Genomic DNA, 20,032 nt, shown 5'->3' on the forward strand with positions numbered 1-20,032 from the left:
CGGTTTCCTTATTGCTGGCTGGCGTAATAGGCGAAAAGGGCGTCGAGACCGGCATCGCCCTCGGCCGCGAGCATCTCCTCGAGCTTCTTACGCATCTTCTTTTCCATCTCCCTGCGGTCTTCACGGAAGTCAGACATGGTGAACCGCAGATAGGGCGACCACTGTCCGGCGAGGATGTTGTAGTCCTCTTCGTCGACCAGGGGCTTGCCGCCCTCGGCGTGACATTTCTCGCAGTACTTGTCATGGAGCTTGGCGCCCTTGTCGGCGAGCGCCTGATCGTAGGTCTGCTTGGCCGGTTGGTACTCCTGCGCGTGGAAGTACTCGGCCATCTTCTGGAATTCCTCGGTGGAATAGCCTTTGGCGATCCGGCCCATGATGGTCGAGTAGGTATCGCCGCTCTTGAAGGTCTCCATGGTATCGACCAAGACCATCGGATCCATGGCGGCGATGGAAGGGGCGGCTGGGCCCGCACTGTTCCCGCCCGGTCCATGGCATCCGGCGCACGCCTCCGCCAGCATCTCGGGAGTGGCATCGGCGCTGGCCAAGGACGAGAGTCCCAGTGCAACCGCGCCGATCGCGCAGGCAAACTTCGCTCTTCCTCTGTTCATGGTTTTCTTCGCTCCTCTTCTTCTTGTGGTGGTGGCCGACTTGGTCGTTCCAGCTGGCGTTGCCGGCCCGTCGTGTCGCCCATCGCGGGATGGAATACTTTTCAGATCCTTCGCCAGGTCCTTCGCTTGATGCGTCCGTTGCCGAAGCCGCCGGGGATCACTGGTGCGGCTTCGCCGCCAACAAGGCGGCAGCCTCCGGGTTGCCTCTCTGACGCGCGAGGTCCGCCGCTGTGCGTCCCTGGGCATCGCGCGCATCGATCCGGGCACCGGCGCCGATCAGGGTTTCGATCACGGCGTTGTGCCCCATGCCGACGGCCTCCATCAGTGCCGTCGCGCCTTCCGCGTCCCGGGCGTTCGGGTCGGCCCCCAACGCGAGCAGCCGGCGGACCAGCTCTGCGTGCCCCTGGCCGGCGGCCAGCATGATGGCGGTGGCGCCCGTCTCGTCCCGCGACTCGCGATCCGCGCCGAGGTCGACGAGCGTCTGGGCAGCGTCGAGCTGCCCGCGGTCGGCGGCGATGAGCAGCGCCGTGGCGCCCTCCTTGTCGCGGGATTCGACCTCGGCACCGGCCTTGACCAGGAGCGGCATGACGCTGGTCTGGCCCTTCTCCGCCGCCTGCATCAGAGCGGTTCTGCCGTCGCGGTCCGCGGCCTTGGGATCGGCGCCGCGGTAGAGCAACTGCTCGACCATGTCGGCGATGCCGTAGCGCGACGCGATCATGAGCGCGTCCCAGCCGGAGCGCGTGCGGTCGTTCACATGGGCGCCGCGCTCGAGCAAGAGGGCGCTGATCCCGATGTGGCCGGTTTCGGCCGCGAAGGTCAGGGGAGTGCAGCCGGCGACGGTGCGGGCATTGACGTCCGCGCCGCGGGTGAGGAGGAGTGCGACCGTCGGCATCTCGTCCGCCTCGACCGCCATCATCAGGGCTGTCTTGCCGAACTGGTTGGCCGCATCGACGGGGGCACCTCGATCGAGCAGTGCGGAGACGGTTTCCGCGTCGCCGATTATGGCGGCGAGCCGAAGGTCCGTGGCGGGATCCTCGTCCTGCGATCGGGCGGGCTGCGTGTTCAGGAGTAGACCGCCGAGCATCAGCACGGCGCCGATGAGAGCCTTGGTGGAATGGTGCATGGTGTGCGCTGGTCCTCGCTTCCGGAGCCGGATCAGGAGGCGTCCGCATTTACCGCTGCGGTGTCGCCGGGGTCATCCGGCTCGTGATGGACGACGCCGCGATGGCAGTCGATGCAGGTCTGACCCTTGTCCCGAGCCGCAGCGTGCCGGCTTCGCGCGGAGCGGCCCTGCTCCGAGAGATCCATGTCGTCGAAATCGTGGCAGCTGCGGCATTCGCGCGAGTCATTCGCCCGCATCCGGTCCCACACCATGTTGGCAAGGTGCCAGCGGCGCGCCTCGAATTTCTCCGGTGTGTCGATCGTCCCGACGATCTCGTGATAAACGTCCTTGGCCGCAATCAACTTGGTCAGGAGCTTCGGCCCGAGCGGCTTCGGCACATGGCAATCCGCACAGGTCGCCTTGACGCCTGAGGGGTTCTTGAAGTGAAGGGACGCCTGATACTCCTCGAAATTGGTCTGCATCGTGTGGCAGGACGTGCAGAACTCGAGGGTGTTCGTCGATCTGATGGCGAAGTCAATCCCCCAGACGAAGAGGATTCCCGCAGCGAACAACAACCCTGCAAAGGTCAATGAAATACGGCCCCGGCCAGTATCTGGCTTGGACATTCTGGTCATCCTCCTCCGGCGGCTCTCTGCTGAGGCCGCTCATGCTGGCTGTTCGGCGGCGACGGGCGTCGACCTGCCGACATGCTTCGTATTGGTATCGTCGATGGAGTCTACGTGAACGTCTCCCCGGATGCCAAGAACCAAACCGTCGCGGATGGATGGGCGTCATCCTCTGCGGTACGGTCGAGCGCGCCGCTCCAGGTGTCGGGCGAGGGACGGCACGCGGCGTCGACCGTCAGCCGCGAGGCGGCACTTCGTCGAGGCCGTCTCTATGCGGAATCTTTCGTCGGCTGGAAGCGCTTTCGCGCGTGTCGATGGGCATCAAGGCGCTGATGCAGGACGGCTGGAGGCTGGGAGCCGACAGCCTGCTTCGAGACAGAGGGGCGCCGGGCGGATTCCGTCACGGCGTCTGGGCGGGCAGAGTTTCAGCTCGCGTGATCGGTGCGGTCGGCTTTGGTGTGGTTCTGCCAAAGAGCCCCAATCAGCCCGGTTTTCTCCCGATTCCGCGCTCGCGGGCGAAATCCAGCATGCGCTGGATCGGGATCACGGCGCGCGCGCGGATCTCGGGGTCGATGTGGATTTCCTGGTCGCCGGTCTCGAGCACGCGCTCCAGATTCTGCAGGGCGTTCATCGCCATCCAGGGACAGTGGGCGCAGCTCTCGCAGGTGGCGCCTTCGCCGGCGGTGGGGGCGGGGATGAGGGTCTTGTTGGGTGCGAGCTGATGCATCTTCCAGAAGATGCCGGCATCCGTTGCGACGATGAACTCCTGGTTCGGCAATTCGCTGACCGCCTTGATCAGTTGGGTGGTCGAGCCCACGACGTCCGCCTGATCCACGATCTCGTCCGGTGACTCCGGGTGCACCAGTACGGCGGCCTCGGGGTGGAGCTTGCGCACGCGCTCCAGGGCGAAGGATTTGAACTCCTCGTGGACTACGCAGGCGCCGTTCCAGAGCAGCATGTCCGCGCCCGTCATGCGCTGGACATAGTGACCGAGGTGCTTGTCCGGTGCCCAGAGGATCTTCTCCCCGCGCGCCGCCAGGTGCTCGACGACGGGGAGGGCAATGCTGGAGGTGACGACCCAGTCCGAGCGCGCCTTCACCTTGGCGCTGGTGTTGGCGTAGACCACAACGCTGTGGTCCGGATGGGCGTCGCAGAAGGCCGTGAAGGCATCCGCCGGGCAGCCTTCGTCCAGCGAGCAGGTGGCGCGCAGGTCCGGCATCAGCACGCGTTTCTCTGGGTTGAGGATCTTGGCCGTCTCGCCCATGAAGCGCACGCCGCAGACGACCAGGGTTTGCGCGCGGCTCTCGGTCCCGAAGCGCGCCATCTCGAGGGAGTCGGCGACATAGCCGCCGGTCTCTTCGGCAAGCGCCTGGAGATCCTCATCCGTGTAGTAGTGCGCGACCAGCACGGCGTTCTGGGAGACGAGCAGACCACGAATCCGTTCCTTGAGCGCGGCCTTGGCGTGCGCGTCCAGCATCGGCCACTGCGGGTGTGGCGGCACCTTGATCTCAGGCGCCGGGGGAATGGGATCGGGGAGACCCGGCTGGGTCGTGCTCGGCATGTTCATCCTCCGCATCGGGATCCAGGAGCGCGCCCACCCTAGGCATCCAGCCGAGACGCAGACGTTCGGAATTCACTGGGATGTGCGCTCACGTCGAAGATACAGACGCGCTTCGTCGGAGCACGAAGCGCGTCTCAGACATTCATGACCCTATGGCCGCTTTTCTCGCCGAGGGTTCAGCCGGTCTCCGCGGCCAGGTCTTGCGGCTGGGCGTCGCTGGACGCCTGCGTCGCGGCAGGCATCGGGTGCCAGGTGCCGTTGTTGATCCCCTTGGGGTTGGTGAAGCGCTCGTTGAGGGTCTGGATGTAGGTCTCGCAGCCCTGCAGCACCTCGTCGATCTCGGCGCGGGACTGGCCATTCCAGGCGAAGGGGCGCCCAAGGAGCACGGTTCGCCAGGGGCTGGTGTTGCGCTCAAAGCCCGCGAGGATGTTGCCGGGTGCCTCGCTCTTCGCCACTTGTTTGCGCAGCCAGGGCATGACGCTGAGCGCGGAAAGGCGCCTGATCCCGAAGTGGATGCCGAGGACCAGAAGGGCGAGCACCCCCTCGAAGCCCTCTAGCCCCCAGGGGACGGATTTGAGCAGGTCAAGCCAGGCGGCGTGGTAGTTCAGCCCCTCCCACTGGCCGAGCTTGAGGCTCCAGAACAGGAAGGCGCCGATGGCAGTGCCAAAGACGAGGGTGTCGGCCAACAGGGTGCGCCGGCGCCAGCGGCGCAGCGCGGTCTGCAGCAGGGGAACGGCCGTGCGGCTGAAATCGGTCGCGGTCTTCCGCAGCGCGGCCACGATGCGGTAGGCGCGCTCGATCTCCACCTGCTCCATGCGTCGATAGATCTCTCCGAGGTCTTCGTCGCGCTTCTTCTCGAAGCGTGTGCGGCGGTACTCGTCTGGAATCTGGGTGGCGACATCCGGGCTGTAGATGGTGTAGAAGCGGCCGGCGGTCAGGCCTGCCTCGCCGATGGCGCGCAGCCAGGCGGCGACGACATCCTCCGGGTTGTCCTCACCCGCGGTCGAGTCGAGCTGGTTGAGGATGTAGAGGAATTTGCCCGAGTCGGCCCGCTTGATGGTGTCGACCACCAGGTGCTTGAGGGTGTCGCGCATGGCGCCCGGCTCGGGGTGGCGGGCGTCGAAGAAGACCAGCACCAGGTCGGAGAGGTCGATCATGTGGTCAGTGATGCGCAGCACGGCCGTGCGCTGGGCGTCCGCGTCGAATCCGGGGGAGTCGATGATGATCTTGCCGCGCAGCCGCTCGCTGCGGCAGGTCTTGAGCTGCAGATAGGCGTCGATGCGCTTGCCTTCGCCTCCGGCGACCTCTTCGATGTCTTGTGACATCCGGAAGAAGGGAAAGCGCGGATCCGAGTCGAGGGAGACGCCGGGCAGGGTGTGGCTGATCTCTTCCGGGCTGTAGACGACGACGGTGAAACGGTCGTCGACGGCCTGATTGCCGGTGCGCTGGAGCTTTTGGCCGAGATAATAGTTGATGAAGGTCGATTTGCCGGCGGAGAAGGTGCCGAGAATGGAAATCAACGGCCACCAGGGGATCTGCGTGGCGAAGGACTCGTTGCGCTCGAGCAGCTCCATGCGGTAGGCGACGCGGTCGAGCGCGCGAAAGCTCTGCACCGTGCTCAGGAGAACCGGATTCTCTTGCTCCAGGTGGGATTCCAGTTCTTGCAGGCGATGCTGGAGTGCGTCGGCCGTAGAGGTCATGGGTCAGGCTCCTCGAATATTCTCGGCGGTCCGCGCAGAGCGCGATAGGTCGATGCCAGCGGATGATGTGGTGACAAAGGTCGCGAGCCTGTCTGAGGGCGGGGCGAGCCTCGTCGGCGGCGGTCCGCGATGTTACACCGATCCCCGTGACGAACGGTAGCCACTTGTCTTTCTGGCCAAATTTCTTGCGTTGGAAGCGCCGCTCGGCGAAGGCTCGACGCGCGACGCAGCTTGAATGTCCAGCGTGGCTGAATGCATACTGCGCAACTGCGCCGCGTGCCTTGGCTTGGCGAAAGGTCGCGCATTGGTTCGAATCCGCGCGGTGCCTTCGCCTCGGTCATCTCAGATAAGGCCGGGTCGCCCTCCTTCACCCGATAAATACATGATAAGGACTGGCACGATCTCTAAGCTGTTGTGATGCCAAAAGTCCGGAGTCGCTGGCCCGATCATGAAGTTGGCCTGGTCGCGACCCAGCCCGTCGGGCATCGAGCGCGTTGTGAACCGTTTGACCAGCAGTCGGTTTGACGTGCAGTCCGTTTGACGTGAAATCCGTGTGGTATCCAATCCGATGGGAATAAAGATGAAAAACGCTTCTGCTGCGTGCATGCTCGTCCTGGGTGCTGCAGTGATCCCCGGTCTCGCGTTCGCGGATGCGGGCGAATCGTTCGTCGTCCAGCAGGCCCAGGGGGCTCCCACGGTGTCGCTTGGCGGTACGGTGGTGCCCTACAAGGAGGTCACTCTGTCCGCTCAACTGCCAGGCCGGGTCACCTACCTCGCGGGTCGGGAAGGCGATGGCTTCGATGAGAGCAAGCTGTTGGTTGCGATCGGCGATGAAGAACTGGTCGCCAAACGCCGTGCCATCCTGGCGCAGATGGCGTCCGCGGATGCGCAATTGCGCAACGCTGGCGTTCAGTACACCCGTGAGATCTATTCCCCGCAGTCGCGCAACGCGCCCGGAGGCATGGGTCTGCCGAATCTGTTCGACCAGATGTTCACCCGGCCGGTGGAGAGTTTCATCGGCGATCGCGATCACGGCACGGAGCGCTCCGCCGACATCTATGCCTCCGGCATCCAGATCCAGGAGGCGCAGAGCGCGATGATGCGTCTGCAGGCCGAGCTGCAGGCACTGGACTCCAAGATCCGGGATGCGCGCAGCATCTCCCCCTTCAAGGGCGTCATCGTCAAGAAGTTCATCGAGGTCGGGGACACGGTGCAACCCGGTCAGCCGCTGCTGAATTTCGCCGACGTCGAGTATCTGCAGGTCGAGGTGGACGTGCCGGCGCGCCTGCGCCCGGGGCTTCGAGAGGGCGAGATGCTGCAGGCGGAGATCGATCCGTCCAACCGTCGCGTTCCCGTGCGGGTGGCTCAGATCTTCCCCATGGCGGATCCGCAGCGCCATACCGTCAAGATCAAGTTCGACCTGCCGCAGGGCGTCTCTGAGCCAGGCATGTACGCCAAGGTTCTGGTCCCGGATTTCAATGCACCGGCGCGCTCGAGCCCGGTGATTCCCGCTACTGCCGTGCGCTACAACGGCAGTCTGCCGGGCGTCTACGTCTTGACCGATAGCGGCGAGCCCCAACTGCGGTTGATCCGCGTCGGTGAGGAGCTCAGCGGCGGATTCATCACCGTGCTGAGCGGCCTCAGGGCTGGGGAGCGGGTGCTTGCGAACCCGGGCTCCAGAGTCACTGCCGGTTGGGCGAAAGGTGTCACCCCGGACCACTAGCCCCAGCCTTTTTGGCGACAACCCTGACGGCCGATTGCGGCAAGCCGGAGAAGGCCCGGAGAACCTGGATTCTATATGAGCCAAGACCTCGCCTCTAACGCTGAGAACGACAAGACCACTGTACTGAACGAAGACAATCTGGGCATCGCGGGTCGCACTGCCAGATTCTTCATTCGCTCTCCGCTATCCCCGCTGTTCTACTTCGCGATGCTCATGATGGGGCTGCTCGGCCTCTTTTTGACGCCGCGGCAGGAGGATCCGCAGATCTCGGTGCCCATGATCGACATCATGGTGCAGTATCCGGGTGCCTCCGCTCAGCAGGTCGCCAATCTCGCGATTCAGCCGCTCGAGCGGATCATGAGCGAGATCCCGGGCATCAAGCACGTCTATTCCGCCTCCCAGCGGGGGCAGGGCATCGTCACCATCGAGTTCGACGTCGGCGAGCACATGGGACCCTCGCTGGTCAAGGTCAACGACAAGCTCGCCTCGAACATGGACAAGATCCCGCCCGGGGTCATGCCGCCCCTGGTGAAGAGCAAGGGGATCGACGACGTCCCCATCGTGACACTCACCCTCTGGTCGAAGGACATCGACGGCGATGGCGGAGCCGATGTCGACGACGCGCAGTTGCGCCTGCTCGCGCAGGATGTGCTGCAAGCCCTGAAGCAGGTCAAGAATACGGGCAACGCCTTCATCGTCGGTGGACGCCGCGAGCAGGTGACCATCGACGTTTCACCGGAACGCCTCTCCGGCTATCGCATCAGTCTGGATCAGGTCGCGCAGACCCTGAAGAGCGCCAATGCCGAGCAGACGGCGGGCGGGGTCGAGGTCAGCGGGTCGCGCTTCTCGGTCACGACCGGGGCCTTCCTCACGGGCGTGGAGGACATCAGTCGCCTGGTCGTCGGCACCTACAACGAGGTGCCGGTCTACATGCACGATGTCGCCGACATCCGGCTCGGGCCGGAGGCGGACGCCTCGCAGCTGGTGAGCTATTACACGGGTGCGGCGGCCGAGATCGACGAACGCGCCGATGGCCGCCCCGCGGTGACCATCGCGGTCGCCAAGAAGGAGCTGACCAATGGCGTGACCGTGGCGAACGCCATCATCGCGCAGGTCGAGGAGCTGCGCGGGTCGCGTATCCCGGAGAATGTCGAGGTCAGCATTACCCGCAACTATGGCGAGACCGCGGACGAGAAGGTCAACGAGCTCATCTTCAAGCTGATCGTCGCAACCTCCTTCGTCTTCCTGCTGGTGCTGGTCGCCTTCCGGGCGCTGCGGCCCGCCATCGTGGTCATGCTGGTGATTCCCGTCGTGCTCTTCATGACGGTCTTCACCGCCTGGGTCTGGGGGATGACGATCGATCGCGTCAGCCTCTTCGCCCTCATTTTCTCGATCGGTATCCTGGTGGACGACGCCATCGTGGTGGTGGAGAACATCTACCGCCGTTGGCTCGAGGAAGGCCGCACGGACGATGAAACGGCCGTGGATGCGGTGCGCGAGGTCGGCAATCCGACCATCCTGGCGACCTTTACCGTCATCGCGGCGCTGCTGCCCATGGGCTTCGTCAGCGGCATGATGGGGCCCTACATGGCGCCGATCCCGAAGCTCGGCTCGGTCGCCATGTTCATCTCGCTGTTCGCGGCCTTCGTCTTCACGCCGTATCTGGCGATCTCCAAGGTGCTGCGGCCTTCCATGGGCTATCTGACGGCGGCGGAGAAACGCGAGCATCGCGGCGCCGAGCGGCTGGAGCGCTTTTTCAGACGGGTGCTGACGCCGCTGATGGAGGACGCGCGCAAGCGCCGCATCTTCCGGCTCACGCTCTGGGGAACCTTCCTCTTCACCTGCTCCTTCTTCTATTTCAACTGGGTGGCGGTGAAGATGCTGCCGCTCGACAACAAGCCCGAGTTCTCCGTCGTGATCGACATGCCGGAGGGCACGGCGCTTCCGGTGACCGCCAACCTGGCGCATCGGATGGCCGAGCGGCTCAAGTCGATCGACGAAGTGACGGCCATCGAGCTTTATGCCGGGACGGCGCGTCCCTTCGATTTCAACGGCATGGTCCGGCACTACTATCTGCGCTCAGATCCCTGGCAGGCGGAGATGCAGGTGCAGCTCAAGGACAAGACCGAGCGCAAGCGCAGCAGTCACGAGATCGCCGTTCAGGCGCGTCAGCTGCTGGCCGAGCTGAATGAGGGGTCGGGTGCGCGGATCGCGGTGGTCGAGATGCCGCCTGGTCCGCCCGTGCTGCAGTCGGTCGTTGCCGAGATCTATGGTCCGAACGCGGATCTTCGACGCCAATTCGCCCGGGATGTGACTGCGATCTTCGAGCAAGCCGAGAGCGCGCGCGACGTCGATAACTACTTGCGTGATCCCTACGACTATTGGCGCTTCAACGTCGATACCGAAAAGGCCGTGCGGCGCGGCATCTCTGTCGACACCATTAACCGAAACCTGTCGATGGCCCTGGGCGGAACGCCCTTGGGCGATATCAAGCAGCAAAGCGGGCGTCAAAGCGGACACGAGCCCATCCAGATCGTGCTGCAGGTTCCGCTGGCGGAGCGCTCCCAAATCCAGCGTTTGGGCGATCTCCCGGTGCAGTCGACCTTCGGCTATACGGTTCCGCTGAGCGAGCTGGGCGACTTCCAGCGCGCGCCGGAGGAGGACACCATTTTCCACAAGGATCTCAGGTCCGTGGAATACGTGGTGTCCGATGTTGGCGGCCGTTTGGCGGCCCCCGTCTATGCCATGTTCCAGGTGCAGGACCTGATGGCCGAGCAGGGCTACACGGCGCCGGACGGCTCCAAGCCGGCCGCGGGTGGTAGCTTCGATGACGCCTTCAACTGGCTCGGCCCGCCAGCGGACGACAACCGCCTTGCCTGGGAGTGGGGCGGTGAATGGACGGTGACCTACGAGACCTTCCGGGACATGGGCGCGGCCTTCATGGTGGCGCTCCTGCTGATCTACATCCTGGTGGTCTGGGAGTTCGGCAACTTCCGTATCCCCCTGGTGATCATGGCGCCGATTCCGCTGACCTTGCTGGGCATCATCCCGGCCCATGCGGTCATCTTCGCCTTCGGTGCGGGTGGAGAGTTTACCGCGACCTCCATGATCGGCTGGATCGCGCTCGCCGGCATCATCGTGCGCAACTCCATCCTGCTGGTGGACTTCGCCATTCACGAGATCCAGAAGGGTGTCCCGGTCGCCGAGGCGATGATCCGCGCCTGTAAGATCAGAACGCGTCCGATCCTGATCACGGCCTTGGCCCTGGTCGCTGGCTCCAGCGTCATCATCACGGACCCGATCTTCCAGGGCATGGCCATTTCGCTGCTGTCTGGCGTTCTGGTCTCGACCCTGCTGACACTGATCGTCATCCCGCTGGGTTGCGTGGCCGCCAAGGAGGATATGTGCAAGGTCGCGGCGGCCGGCATGCCGGCTGGGGTCGATCTTCCCTGCCGGATGGAAACGGCGCCTGCTCCAAAGGAAACCCCGAAGACTTCCAGCAGTGGTCTGGGCTTGCGTGTATGGGGCATGGTCGTGGAGACCCTGGTGTTGGCGTTTTACGCCGTGCGCGGGATCTTCCTGCTGCTGTTCGAGGTCTTCAAGGGACTGCGCAAACCCAAGCACGCAAAGAAGCCTGCACGCCCTTCCGCTGCCGTGCCGGCCGCGGCGAGCCTGCGTCCCGAGACCGCCAAGCGGACCGATGAACCCGCGCCGCCCGCCGGCTCGGCAACGTCGCAGTCCGAGCAGACAACGCCCAGAGTCCAGGCGGCCGAGGCCGGATCTCGGGCGGTCGAGCCGGAAAAGGCGGCCAAACAGCCGGCCGCCACCAAGCGGCGAACGAGCAAGAAGACGACGACCAAGAAGGTCGCCAGCAAGAAAGCGGTCGCCAAGCCGTCCGCCCCTGAGCCGTCCGCCCCTGAGCCGTCCGCGGTGGATTCAGTGCGCCAGGAGGATGGTGCGCAGTCGGTGTCGAAACGCGCGGCCAGGCGGGGTATTCGTCTGAAGATCGACAATGGGCCGGATTCCGGGGCCGACGACTCCTGAGCTTGCGACGAATCGGCGGTATCGGCTTGCGCCTTGGGTTTGGGGCAGGCCAGCCTGAAATGTCCACGGCGCTTGGTCTAATTCAGGTATAAACGACAGGGTTTCCGCAGGATGGAGAGATGGTCCCAATGCGGGCGATGCTGTCGTCATGCTGCTGAGAGCGATCGATCGCGAGCGACTGGTCTGTTTCTGGCATTCGGCCAGTCACCCCTCCAAGCCCGACCGGGCCGCCGCGTCGGTCTTCGGCCTTTCAGTGCTGGGATAAGGGAATCCGAGATTCGAGAATGGTGACTGGACCCGAGCCGCGCGAGACCCGTTTTCGAGGATTGTCACCGCTCGGCATCCTTGCCTTGATCCTTGCGGCTGCGGTCTCCGTGACGGGCGAAACCGCTGCGCAATCGGGCGTTGGGAATCCCTGGGATTCCTACCGGGACGGGGCTTGGGAGCCTGACCAAGGACGCGGCGACAAGGGGTTTGGAACCGACTACATGCGCCCCCGGGGTCGTGACGCTGAGGATCGCCGCAATCCCGATTGGGACGGGCGTGGTTTCCAGGGCGATTGGAGACAAGGCGCCGGCTTCTCCGATCCAGGCGCTGTCGATCCCACCTTCATTCGACCTGGATCGCCCTATGAAGCGGGATTCGAGGGGAGGCAGCCTGCTGGCAGTGGCTATGGTTATGGCTATGGCCGCCCGACTGAGCCGGGTTATCCTTCTCAGCCGAGTGCCCCCTCGGGCTCGCTCCGACCCTCGTTCGAACTCGACCCCAATCGGCTTGACCGACGCCCCGCGGGCCAGGCGGCGGACCTCATGGGTTACCGCTTCCGCGGCGATCCGGATATGCCCTCGGTTGGCGCTGCGGCGAGTCCATTCGGTGATGCCGAGCAGTTCCGCTTCCGCCCCTTGGAGGCTGGGGAGCAGGCTGACGCGAGAGCGACCCCGCAATGGCGGCCTTGGCGGCGAGAGACGGACGCGGATCGGCCGGCCGACCTGTTCGATTCAATGTCGCGTGAGAACCAGGGGCGAGGCGACCCGGCGTATGGCGAATGGCCGCGCTAGTGGGGCAGGGGATGCGCCACGCGCCAACCGGCTGACTCACTGCGCGGCTGGGCCTGTTGGTTTCTCGGCGATGACCCATGTGCCGCTTGAACACCGAGTTTGATCGCAACCGAGTTTGATCGAAGAAGTAGAACGAGCAACGCCATCATCGACCACAATAGGGGAATTGTTACCATGCGAATCCAGAAGCGACTGCAGTTTGCAACCCTCTTGGGTGCTGTGCTCTCGATGTCTGCCCACGCCGAGATCGCTGGCGTGGAGTTCTCGGCGGATATGGTCAGCCACGGGCCGGACGGCCAGACCACGACCGGGAAGATGTACGTGGGCGATACCCGAATGCGGGTCGAGATGTCGCAGCAGGGCAAGGAGATGGTGCGCATCACCGATCAGGGACGTGGCATGGAGTGGATCGTCTTCCCGGCGGAGAAGGGGTACTTCGAGCGTTCCGTTCCTCAGAGTGCGGGTGCGCCGTCCGCGCCGTCCGCCGATACCAGTCCCTGTGAAGGCGTGTCTGGCTTGACGTGCCAAAAAGCGGGGCAGGAAGAGGTGGCCGGGCGCCCAGCCGTGAAATGGGAGATGACCGTGACGCGGGACGGCCAGACGACGACTGGCGCCCAGTGGATCGATGTCGAGCGTGGTTTGCCGCTCAAGTACCAGATGCCCAATGGTCAGGCGATGGAGCTCAAGATGCTGGGCTCCGAGACGATCGCCGGCCGCCCGGTCGAGAAGTGGCAGATGACGACCACCGCACCGAACCAGCAGCCGGTCGAGACCTTCCAGTGGTATGACCCCGAGCTGAAGTTGTCGGTCAGGGAGGAGTTCCCAGGCGGCTACGTGCGCGAGCTGGACAATATCCAGATCGGAAAGCAGGCGGATGGTCTCTTCGCGGTGCCTTCCGACTACACGAAGATGGAGGCTCCGCCCGCCAAGAACTGAGGGAATTGGCCGGAGGGGCGCGTGAACAGAGGCCGTGATGCCGCTTGGCGCCCCGCCATCCTGGGCTGAGTTGAGGGACGATGCGCGGCAATGGCGGCGCGTTGACCCTTGCCAAAGCGGGGATTCGCAGACACCTCTCAGCTTGCCCACAGCCAAGCGGTTTCGCGAAAGCTGTCGTTATCTCGTCGCGGGGCTTGGGAGCCTCGGTGCATCGACGAAGGTTTTTCGCCCTCAAGGACTCCTAGAGATCCCAGCATGATCACCATTGTCGGCAGTCTGAAAGGCGGCTCTGGGAAGAGTACGCTGACATTCAATCTCGCGGTCTGGCTCGCGCTGGCGGAGGTCAAGATCCTGCTGGTCGATGCCGACCCTCAGGCGACCTTGGCGGATGTGATCGATGTGCGCAGGGAGGAGGGGTTCAAGCCGCGGCTCACGGCGAACGATAAGTCGGCCCTGACGCAGGCGCGGTTGAAGGAGGCCGACGAGACCCTGATCGATGTCGGCACCTCTGACATGGAGAGTCTCAAGCGGGCCGTTGCGCTCTGCGATCGGGTCCTGGTCCCGGTTCCTCCGTCTCAGGCGGACATCTGGTCGACCCAACGCTTCATTCAGATGATCTCGGCCATCGAGCGTGAGTCTCCGCCCGAGATCATCGGCTTGATCAACCGAGGTGACACCCATCATGCCGTCCAGGAGACCAACGAGGCCGCCGCGGCCCTGGTCTCTCTCCCTGGGCTGAAGTTCATCAAGCCGAGGTTGTCTCAGCGGACCGTGTTTCGGCGCTCCTTCAGCGAGGGGCTCGCCGTGTTCGAACTCGAGCCCCGAGGCAAGGCGGCGCGCGAGTTCTTGGGCTTGGCGGCCGCGCTTTATCCGCATCTGATCAAGTGATCGCATGCGCCGATGCCCGGTCGGTCGTCAGACGCCGGGATCCAATTCGATCCACGCGAGTCCAACGTCCTTGCTCGGCTTGACCATTCTGTTAAGCTCCCATTCAACATCAGTGACTTGGTCGTTTCGGCCTGTGGCTGATAGACGATTCCAACGATAAGACGCAGTCAATCTTATGCCGGACAACGAGAACTCGACCGCTGGGAACATGCCGCAAGGCCTCCCGGATTCCGACTCATCGAATGCTGGGTCCAGTCCGCAGGTCAACGCCTATGCCATCGATCGACTCTCGCAGGCATTCGAGACCAGCGCCAAGCGCTGGGAGCTGATCGTCTACCCGAGCCTGTTCGCCTTCATCATCCTGGCGGCCTACGGCTTCTATCTCGTCTTCAGCCTGGCGAAGGATGTCCACTATCTGGCGATCAGTGTCGATACCAACATGACCGTCATGGCCAGCAACATGCAATCCATCTCCGACAATATCTCTCAGATGAGCGCCAATGTTCGGACCATGGCGGTCGGCGTCGACTCCATGGCGCGTGATGTCAACACCCTCGAGCCGATGCTCGTCAGCATGCAGGATATCGATCGTGCCATTCAGAGCATGACGCTCTCGACCTCATCCATGCGCAATGACATGGCGGTGATGAATCAGAACATCAGCCGGCCGATGCATTTCATGAACTCGTTCATGCCCTGGTAGAGGGTCGAGCCCCCGGGCTGGCCATGGGAAGGAGACCCTGGTCTGGAGACCCACACTTGGGAACTGTCCATCGATTTTTTCCCGCTTTTCTGGTCGCGAAGATCCAGCTTCGTGACCTCAGCGATGAAGCTCTACTTCACGACTTCGGCGGCTTCCGGCCCTTGATTGGGTCGATCCAGGTGCTGATCCTCAAGTTCGCGAAGCGGAGCTTCGTCTCGCGGGTGACGAAGCTCGAGCTTCGTTACCAGGCTCAAATCAGGATCTATAAGATGGACTGTTCCTAGGATCATGGCTGATGACGCACCCAAGACGTCAGACACCGTCCGACTGATCGTCGCCATCTCCTCGCGCGCCCTGTTCGATCTCACCGAGTCCCATCGGATCTTCGAGACCCAGGGTGTGCGGGCCTATCATGAGTATCAGGTCGCGCACGAATCCGAGATCCTCGAACCCGGCGTCGCCTTTCCGCTCGTCCGCAAGCTGATGAACCTGAATGCGGCCTTGGCCGATCGCGGCCGGGTCGAGGTCATCCTGCTCTCGCGCAACAGTTCGGACACGGGGCTGCGTGTCCTGACCTCCGCACACCATCATGGCCTGGACATTTCGCGGGCGGCCTTCACCGGTGGTGCCAGTCCCTATCGCTATGTCGCTGCCTTCGGGGCTCACCTCTTTCTCTCGGCCGACCCGGAAGACGTGCGGCTTGCGCTCGCGGCCGGCTGCGCGGCGGCAACCGTGCTGCCGTCCTCGACCACCGCGTCGCATGATGGCGATGATCAGGTCAGAATTGCCTTCGATGGCGATGCCGTGCTCTTTTCGGACGACGCCGAGCGTCTCTATCGGGAGCAGGGGCTCGCGGTCTTCAATCAGAGCGAGTCGGCGGCGGCGCACGAGCCGCTGCGGGAGGGGCCCTTCAAAGGGCTGCTGTTCGCGATCCATCAGCTCCAGGCGCTTTTCCCGGCGGATGCCGCGCCTCTGAGAACGGCGTTGGTGACGGCGCGTGGCGCGCCCTCGCATGAGCGGGTGATCCGGACCCTGCGCGCCTGGGGGATCCGGATCGACGAGGCGCTCTTCCTCGGCGGCTTGAGCAAGGCGCGCTTTCTGGCGGCCTTCAGCGCCGACATCTTCTTCGACGATCAGACCCACCATTGCGAGGCCGCCCGCTTGCACGTCGCCACCGGCCATGTCCCGCATGGCGTGGCAAATATGTAACGTTGCTGCAAATACTCATTTTTTGTTTGTACGCTAGACTTTGTGCGAGCCCGGTCAAGTGTTCTGAGATCTGCACTGGAAAAACAGGAGTGCCGATGTTGTAATTCGGCAAAGATTTCGTTCTTTCGTACTCATCGTATCGAGGTGTGAGGATCATGTTCTTGGAAACGAGGCTTAGATGTTGGGGGCGGCCCTTCCTCGGTGTCCGACTGGGAATGATGCTGGTATTTCTGCTGACCGCCCTGGGCTTGCATGCCGAAGAGATTTCCGTGCCCGAAAGCTACCGCTTGAAGTCGGGCGATATCGTGGCGGTTTCCGTCTGGCAGGAGCCAGGGTTGGAGCAACTCGTCCTGGTGCGTCCGGACGGGGGGATCTCTTTCCCGCTTGCAGGGGATTTGACCGCTGCCGGTCTGACCGTCGGAGAGCTGTCGGCCGAACTCAAGCAGAAGTTGAAGAAGTACATCTCGGATCCTGTCGTGACGGTCACGCTGCAGGAGATCCCCGGCAATCGCATTTACATCATCGGCCGTGTGAACAAGCCAGGGGACTTTCCGCTGGTCACCCGCGACATTTCGGTGATGCAGGCGCTTGCGATGGCCGGTGGTCTTACGCCCTTTGCGGATGAACGTAAAATCAAGGTTCTACGTAAGATCAACGGAAAAGAACAGTCCATTTCCTTCGATTACAAACAGGTTCGCAAAGGCCAGAATTTGGATCAGAACATCACGCTTCAGGCGGGTGATGTCATCGTCGTTCCCTAGGTGGCGGTCGGGGAGCGGCTTCGGATCACACAGAGCTGGGCTAGAAGATGATGGGAAGAACAACGAACTCGAGGCTGCGAACAGGGATCCTGAAATGCGGGGCGTGCAGTTGCCTGGTTCTGCTCACGGCGTCCGCGCGGGCGAGCCAATGGTATGTCGAGCCGCGGGTGTCGTTGGACACCTTTTATGACGACAATGTCCGGCTCAGTACCATCGATCCTCGGAGCACGGCGGGAGGTAACCTGACCGCCGCCGTGGAATCGGGTCGGCGGACGGAAGAATCGGAGATCGGTCTCAGTGCAAAGGTCCTCTCGCTTTACTATACCGATGCCTCCGACTTGAACGAGACGGACGGATATCTTGGATTTACGAGCATCTATCAGCTTGGGCGTAGCCGCCTTGGGCTGGATGCGACGTTCGATTATGACTCGACGCTGACGAGCGAGGTCGAGACATCGGGATTGGTGCAGGTGGAGAAGCGCCACCAGCGCGTCCGCGTCAAGCCCTCTTGGGCCTACACCCTCACCGACCGCGCGCGCGTGGAGGCCAACCTGAGCTATCAGGACGATACCTATCAGGATGTGGAGGTCATTCCGCTCTTCGATTACAGCTTCACCACCGCGGGGATGAGTCTCATCTATGGGTTGACCGAGCGTGCCCAGGTCTTTGGCGGTCTGTCCTATGACAAATACGACGCTGATCAGGTCGACACCCAGTCGAGCAATTATGGCGTGCAGGCAGGTGCCAGTTATCTGCTGACGGAGACCATGTCGCTCAGCAGCTATGCTGGCGTCCGTAATACGCATGCCGAGACACCGACCTTCTTCGGAACGGAAAAGACCGACAACACCGGACCGATTTTCCAGGTTGAGCTGAAGAAGTCCTATGATCAGGGGCAGTTGCGTATGAGCGCCGAACGTTCGCTGCTTCCGAGCAGCAGCGGGACGCTTCTGGATACGACGGCTCTGCGTCTCTCATGGGATTACCAGTTCGAGCCCAGGTGGAAGTTTCTGTTCAGTGCGTCAGGGTATCGAAACAGGACCCCCGATGGAGAGGTCTCGCGTGACGACCGTGACTACCTCGCGTTCTCGCCGAGTCTTCAGCACCAGCTGACGGAATCACTGCGGTTGGATCTGAGCTATCGCTACCGTTGGCAGGAGTACGATCTGCAAACGAGCGACGCCTCTTCCAATGCGGTCTATCTGAGCCTGCAGTACACCATGGCCAAGGAATCGCTGAGCAAGTGGTCGGTGCTTGGGAAGTAGGCCGCGCCCGATGTTGGCGGGTATGGACAGGTCTCGACGCCCGATGATGTGCTCACTCTCCATGCAGCGGTTCTCACCTCAAGGCGCGGTATGCGCCAAGATTCTCTTTCATGCGCTTGACGGCTCCGCTCGCGACCAGTGATCCGCAGCTGAGCGCGACCTTGGATCGCGCGCTGACCGCGATTTCGAGTGGATTGGTTTCGCATTGATCAGGATGCGCGTGGATCAGGATGCGCGTGAAATAGTCGAAGACGGTAAGTCATCGCTCGGCTCCGGCTCGGTCAATGCGCTTCATTGAGGTTCGACGATCTCGATTTCGACGCGGCGATTGACCCAAGGGCCGAGTGTCTTTTCCTGTTCTGGATCGGCTTTCAACTCATCTTCACCCTTGCCTTCATGGTCGATTCGAGCGCGGTCGATGCCAAGGTCTTGAATGAAGTCAGCGACGTTTTTCGCGCGTCGCTCTGAGAGGATCCTGTTCGACTCTCTGCCGCCCTTGCTGTCGGTGTGGGCAATGACCTTGAGCCGAACAGAACCCAAATCCTTCACCAAGCTGGAAAAGTCCTCAAGGATTCGCTTGGCCCCCGCATCCAATGTCGTGCTGCCGTCTGGGAATCGAATCAGCTGAGAGAAGTCGGCCTTCATGGCGTGGGGTCCCATCGACTCGACGGGGAGTGATAGCGATTGGAGGGCGCTTGCGAGGGTGTCGAGCGCGGGGCGGGAGGTGTCCGGGGACGTCGTGTCCTCTGTCCCAGTGCCGACGGGGGCGAGGGATCCTTCAACCATCGCCGTTGAATCCGTGCTATCCGAGGCGCCGGTTTCCGTCTCCTGATCCGATACGCTTGGGCGTGATGCGGGAGACGAATCGGGCATGACCGGAGGATCGATTTTGCCAATGGTTCCCCCCAGTGCTACGGATTGTGCTGCCGCATCCTGGGCTCCCGTCGAGGCGCCAACCTCTGAGTTGAGTCGAGCGGCGTGCGCGAAGTCGGTGCCCGCGGCAGGACGGGCATCGGATCCGATGCCGGGCTCAGCGCGTTCGCCTTGATGCGATGGTTCGCTCGTTCTCGGGGTGTCGATCGTGCCGGCGGTCGACGCCTTGCGTCCGTCTCCGCTCTGATCGAAGAGGTACCAGCCGACGAGTCCTAGGCCGAGGATCACCCCGGCCGCGATGGCGATCACCTCCCTCGTCCAGCGCCGTCCCGATCGGGTGGACTTGATGAGCTCTGCCAGTGATAGCTCCTCTGTTTCGTCCTCTCTCTGATCGGTGTCGTCGGGCCTGATGTCGGCGTCGATGTCCGTGCTCTTGTCCTGCGCGGCGCTGGGTGCCTTTTCTTCCGTTTCAGGGGCAGCTGCGGGCGCAGCGTCAGAGGTCGCGTGCTTATCGGCTTGGCGAAAGGGGCTAGCGGCCGTGATGTCCTCGTCGGCGAGGGTTCTTGGCGCGGGCGTTTCGGTGCGAGCCGCGTTGGGAGCCGGCATGTGATGCGCGCGCGCTGGCGGTGCGTCGTCGTCCTGTTCGTCGAGAAGCGATGTGAGCGACTCGTCTTGGATCAGGTTGGAGTCGTCATCGAACACCTCGCCGTAATCTGGCGAGGCCTGACGCTTTTCCTGATTGATGGCGAGCAAGAGATGAGATGCGTCGTTCTTGATGAACTCGTCGATGGCCTCGCCCGTGATCTTTTTCTCCCCGGCGCCATAGGAGAACACCAAGGCGGTCTCGCAGATGAGATTGATGACGCGAGGCACGCCCTTGCTGTAGTGAAAGACGGCGTGGCAGGCGTCGGGCGTGAAGATGGCTTTCTGACCACCCGCAACCTTGATGCGGTGCCTGATGTAGTAAAATGTTTC

At 63.1% G+C, this 20,032-nt stretch carries 15 protein-coding genes; 9 read left to right on the plus strand and 6 right to left on the minus strand.

The genetic code is table 11. From position 1 onward, the window contains the following. Positions 1–8: 8 nt before the first annotated feature. The 5 genes from CKO23_RS06840 to CKO23_RS06860 all read right to left on the minus strand — a co-directional run bounded on the left by CKO23_RS06840 (position 9) and on the right by CKO23_RS06860 (position 5,597). Entirely contained in the window at positions 9–608 is a 600-nt protein-coding gene (locus CKO23_RS06840; RefSeq protein WP_200329372.1) for a c-type cytochrome, read from the minus strand. Between the two features lie 157 nt (positions 609–765). Next, on the minus strand, positions 766–1,731 hold the full coding sequence (locus tag CKO23_RS06845; RefSeq protein ID WP_200329374.1) for an ankyrin repeat domain-containing protein: 966 nt from the start codon (positions 1,729–1,731) through the stop codon (positions 766–768). A 32-nt stretch (positions 1,732–1,763) separates the two neighbouring features. Beyond that, positions 1,764–2,336: a NapC/NirT family cytochrome c gene (locus tag CKO23_RS06850; protein ID WP_200329376.1), complete on the minus strand. Its 573-nt coding sequence runs from the start codon at positions 2,334–2,336 to the stop codon at positions 1,764–1,766. Positions 2,337–2,817: 481 nt separating this feature from the next. Further along, positions 2,818–3,897, minus strand: a complete 1,080-nt coding sequence (nadA, locus tag CKO23_RS06855; protein WP_200329378.1) for a quinolinate synthase NadA — start codon at positions 3,895–3,897, stop codon at positions 2,818–2,820. Positions 3,898–4,073: 176 nt separating this feature from the next. Further along, complete coding sequence (locus CKO23_RS06860; RefSeq protein ID WP_200329380.1) at positions 4,074–5,597, minus strand: dynamin family protein; 1,524 nt, start codon at positions 5,595–5,597, stop codon at positions 4,074–4,076. 580 nt (positions 5,598–6,177) lie between these two features. Between CKO23_RS06860 and CKO23_RS06865 the strand changes: the two genes are divergently transcribed. The 9 genes from CKO23_RS06865 (at position 6,178) to CKO23_RS06905 (ending at position 18,184) form a co-directional block, all read left to right on the plus strand. Beyond that, on the plus strand, positions 6,178–7,320 hold the full coding sequence (locus CKO23_RS06865) for an efflux RND transporter periplasmic adaptor subunit (protein WP_200329382.1): 1,143 nt from the start codon (positions 6,178–6,180) through the stop codon (positions 7,318–7,320). Between the two features lie 75 nt (positions 7,321–7,395). Next, positions 7,396–11,364: an efflux RND transporter permease subunit gene (locus tag CKO23_RS06870; RefSeq protein ID WP_200329384.1), complete on the plus strand. Its 3,969-nt coding sequence runs from the start codon at positions 7,396–7,398 to the stop codon at positions 11,362–11,364. 284 nt (positions 11,365–11,648) lie between these two features. Then, complete coding sequence (locus tag CKO23_RS06875; protein WP_200329386.1) at positions 11,649–12,422, plus strand: hypothetical protein; 774 nt, start codon at positions 11,649–11,651, stop codon at positions 12,420–12,422. A 174-nt stretch (positions 12,423–12,596) separates the two neighbouring features. Beyond that, entirely contained in the window at positions 12,597–13,358 is a 762-nt protein-coding gene (locus CKO23_RS06880; protein ID WP_200329388.1) for a hypothetical protein, read from the plus strand. A gap of 255 nt (positions 13,359–13,613) precedes the next feature. After that, positions 13,614–14,246 carry a YaeQ family protein gene (locus tag CKO23_RS06885; protein WP_200329390.1) on the plus strand — a complete coding sequence of 211 codons (633 nt, stop codon included), beginning with the start codon at positions 13,614–13,616 and terminating at the stop codon, positions 14,244–14,246. Between the two features lie 208 nt (positions 14,247–14,454). Further along, positions 14,455–14,949 carry a DUF948 domain-containing protein gene (locus CKO23_RS06890; protein ID WP_242482264.1) on the plus strand — a complete coding sequence of 165 codons (495 nt, stop codon included), beginning with the start codon at positions 14,455–14,457 and terminating at the stop codon, positions 14,947–14,949. Positions 14,950–15,237: 288 nt separating this feature from the next. Continuing rightward, a complete protein-coding gene (locus CKO23_RS06895; RefSeq protein ID WP_200329394.1) occupies positions 15,238–16,158 on the plus strand; it encodes a 5'-nucleotidase in 921 nt (306 codons plus the stop codon). 215 nt (positions 16,159–16,373) lie between these two features. Continuing rightward, a complete protein-coding gene (locus tag CKO23_RS06900; RefSeq protein ID WP_242482265.1) occupies positions 16,374–16,919 on the plus strand; it encodes a polysaccharide biosynthesis/export family protein in 546 nt (181 codons plus the stop codon). A gap of 173 nt (positions 16,920–17,092) precedes the next feature. Beyond that, positions 17,093–18,184 carry a surface lipoprotein assembly modifier gene (locus tag CKO23_RS06905; protein ID WP_200329398.1) on the plus strand — a complete coding sequence of 364 codons (1,092 nt, stop codon included), beginning with the start codon at positions 17,093–17,095 and terminating at the stop codon, positions 18,182–18,184. Between the two features lie 291 nt (positions 18,185–18,475). Here CKO23_RS06905 and CKO23_RS26530 read toward each other — a convergent pair whose 3' ends face one another. Then, complete coding sequence (locus CKO23_RS26530; RefSeq protein ID WP_346014575.1) at positions 18,476–19,930, minus strand: OmpA family protein; 1,455 nt, start codon at positions 19,928–19,930, stop codon at positions 18,476–18,478. Positions 19,931–20,032: the final 102 nt, after the last annotated feature.

The sequence above is a fragment of the Thiocystis violacea genome, from assembly GCF_016583565.1.
In the GTDB taxonomy this organism is placed as follows: Bacteria; Pseudomonadota; Gammaproteobacteria; order Chromatiales; family Chromatiaceae; genus Thiorhodococcus; species Thiorhodococcus violaceus_A.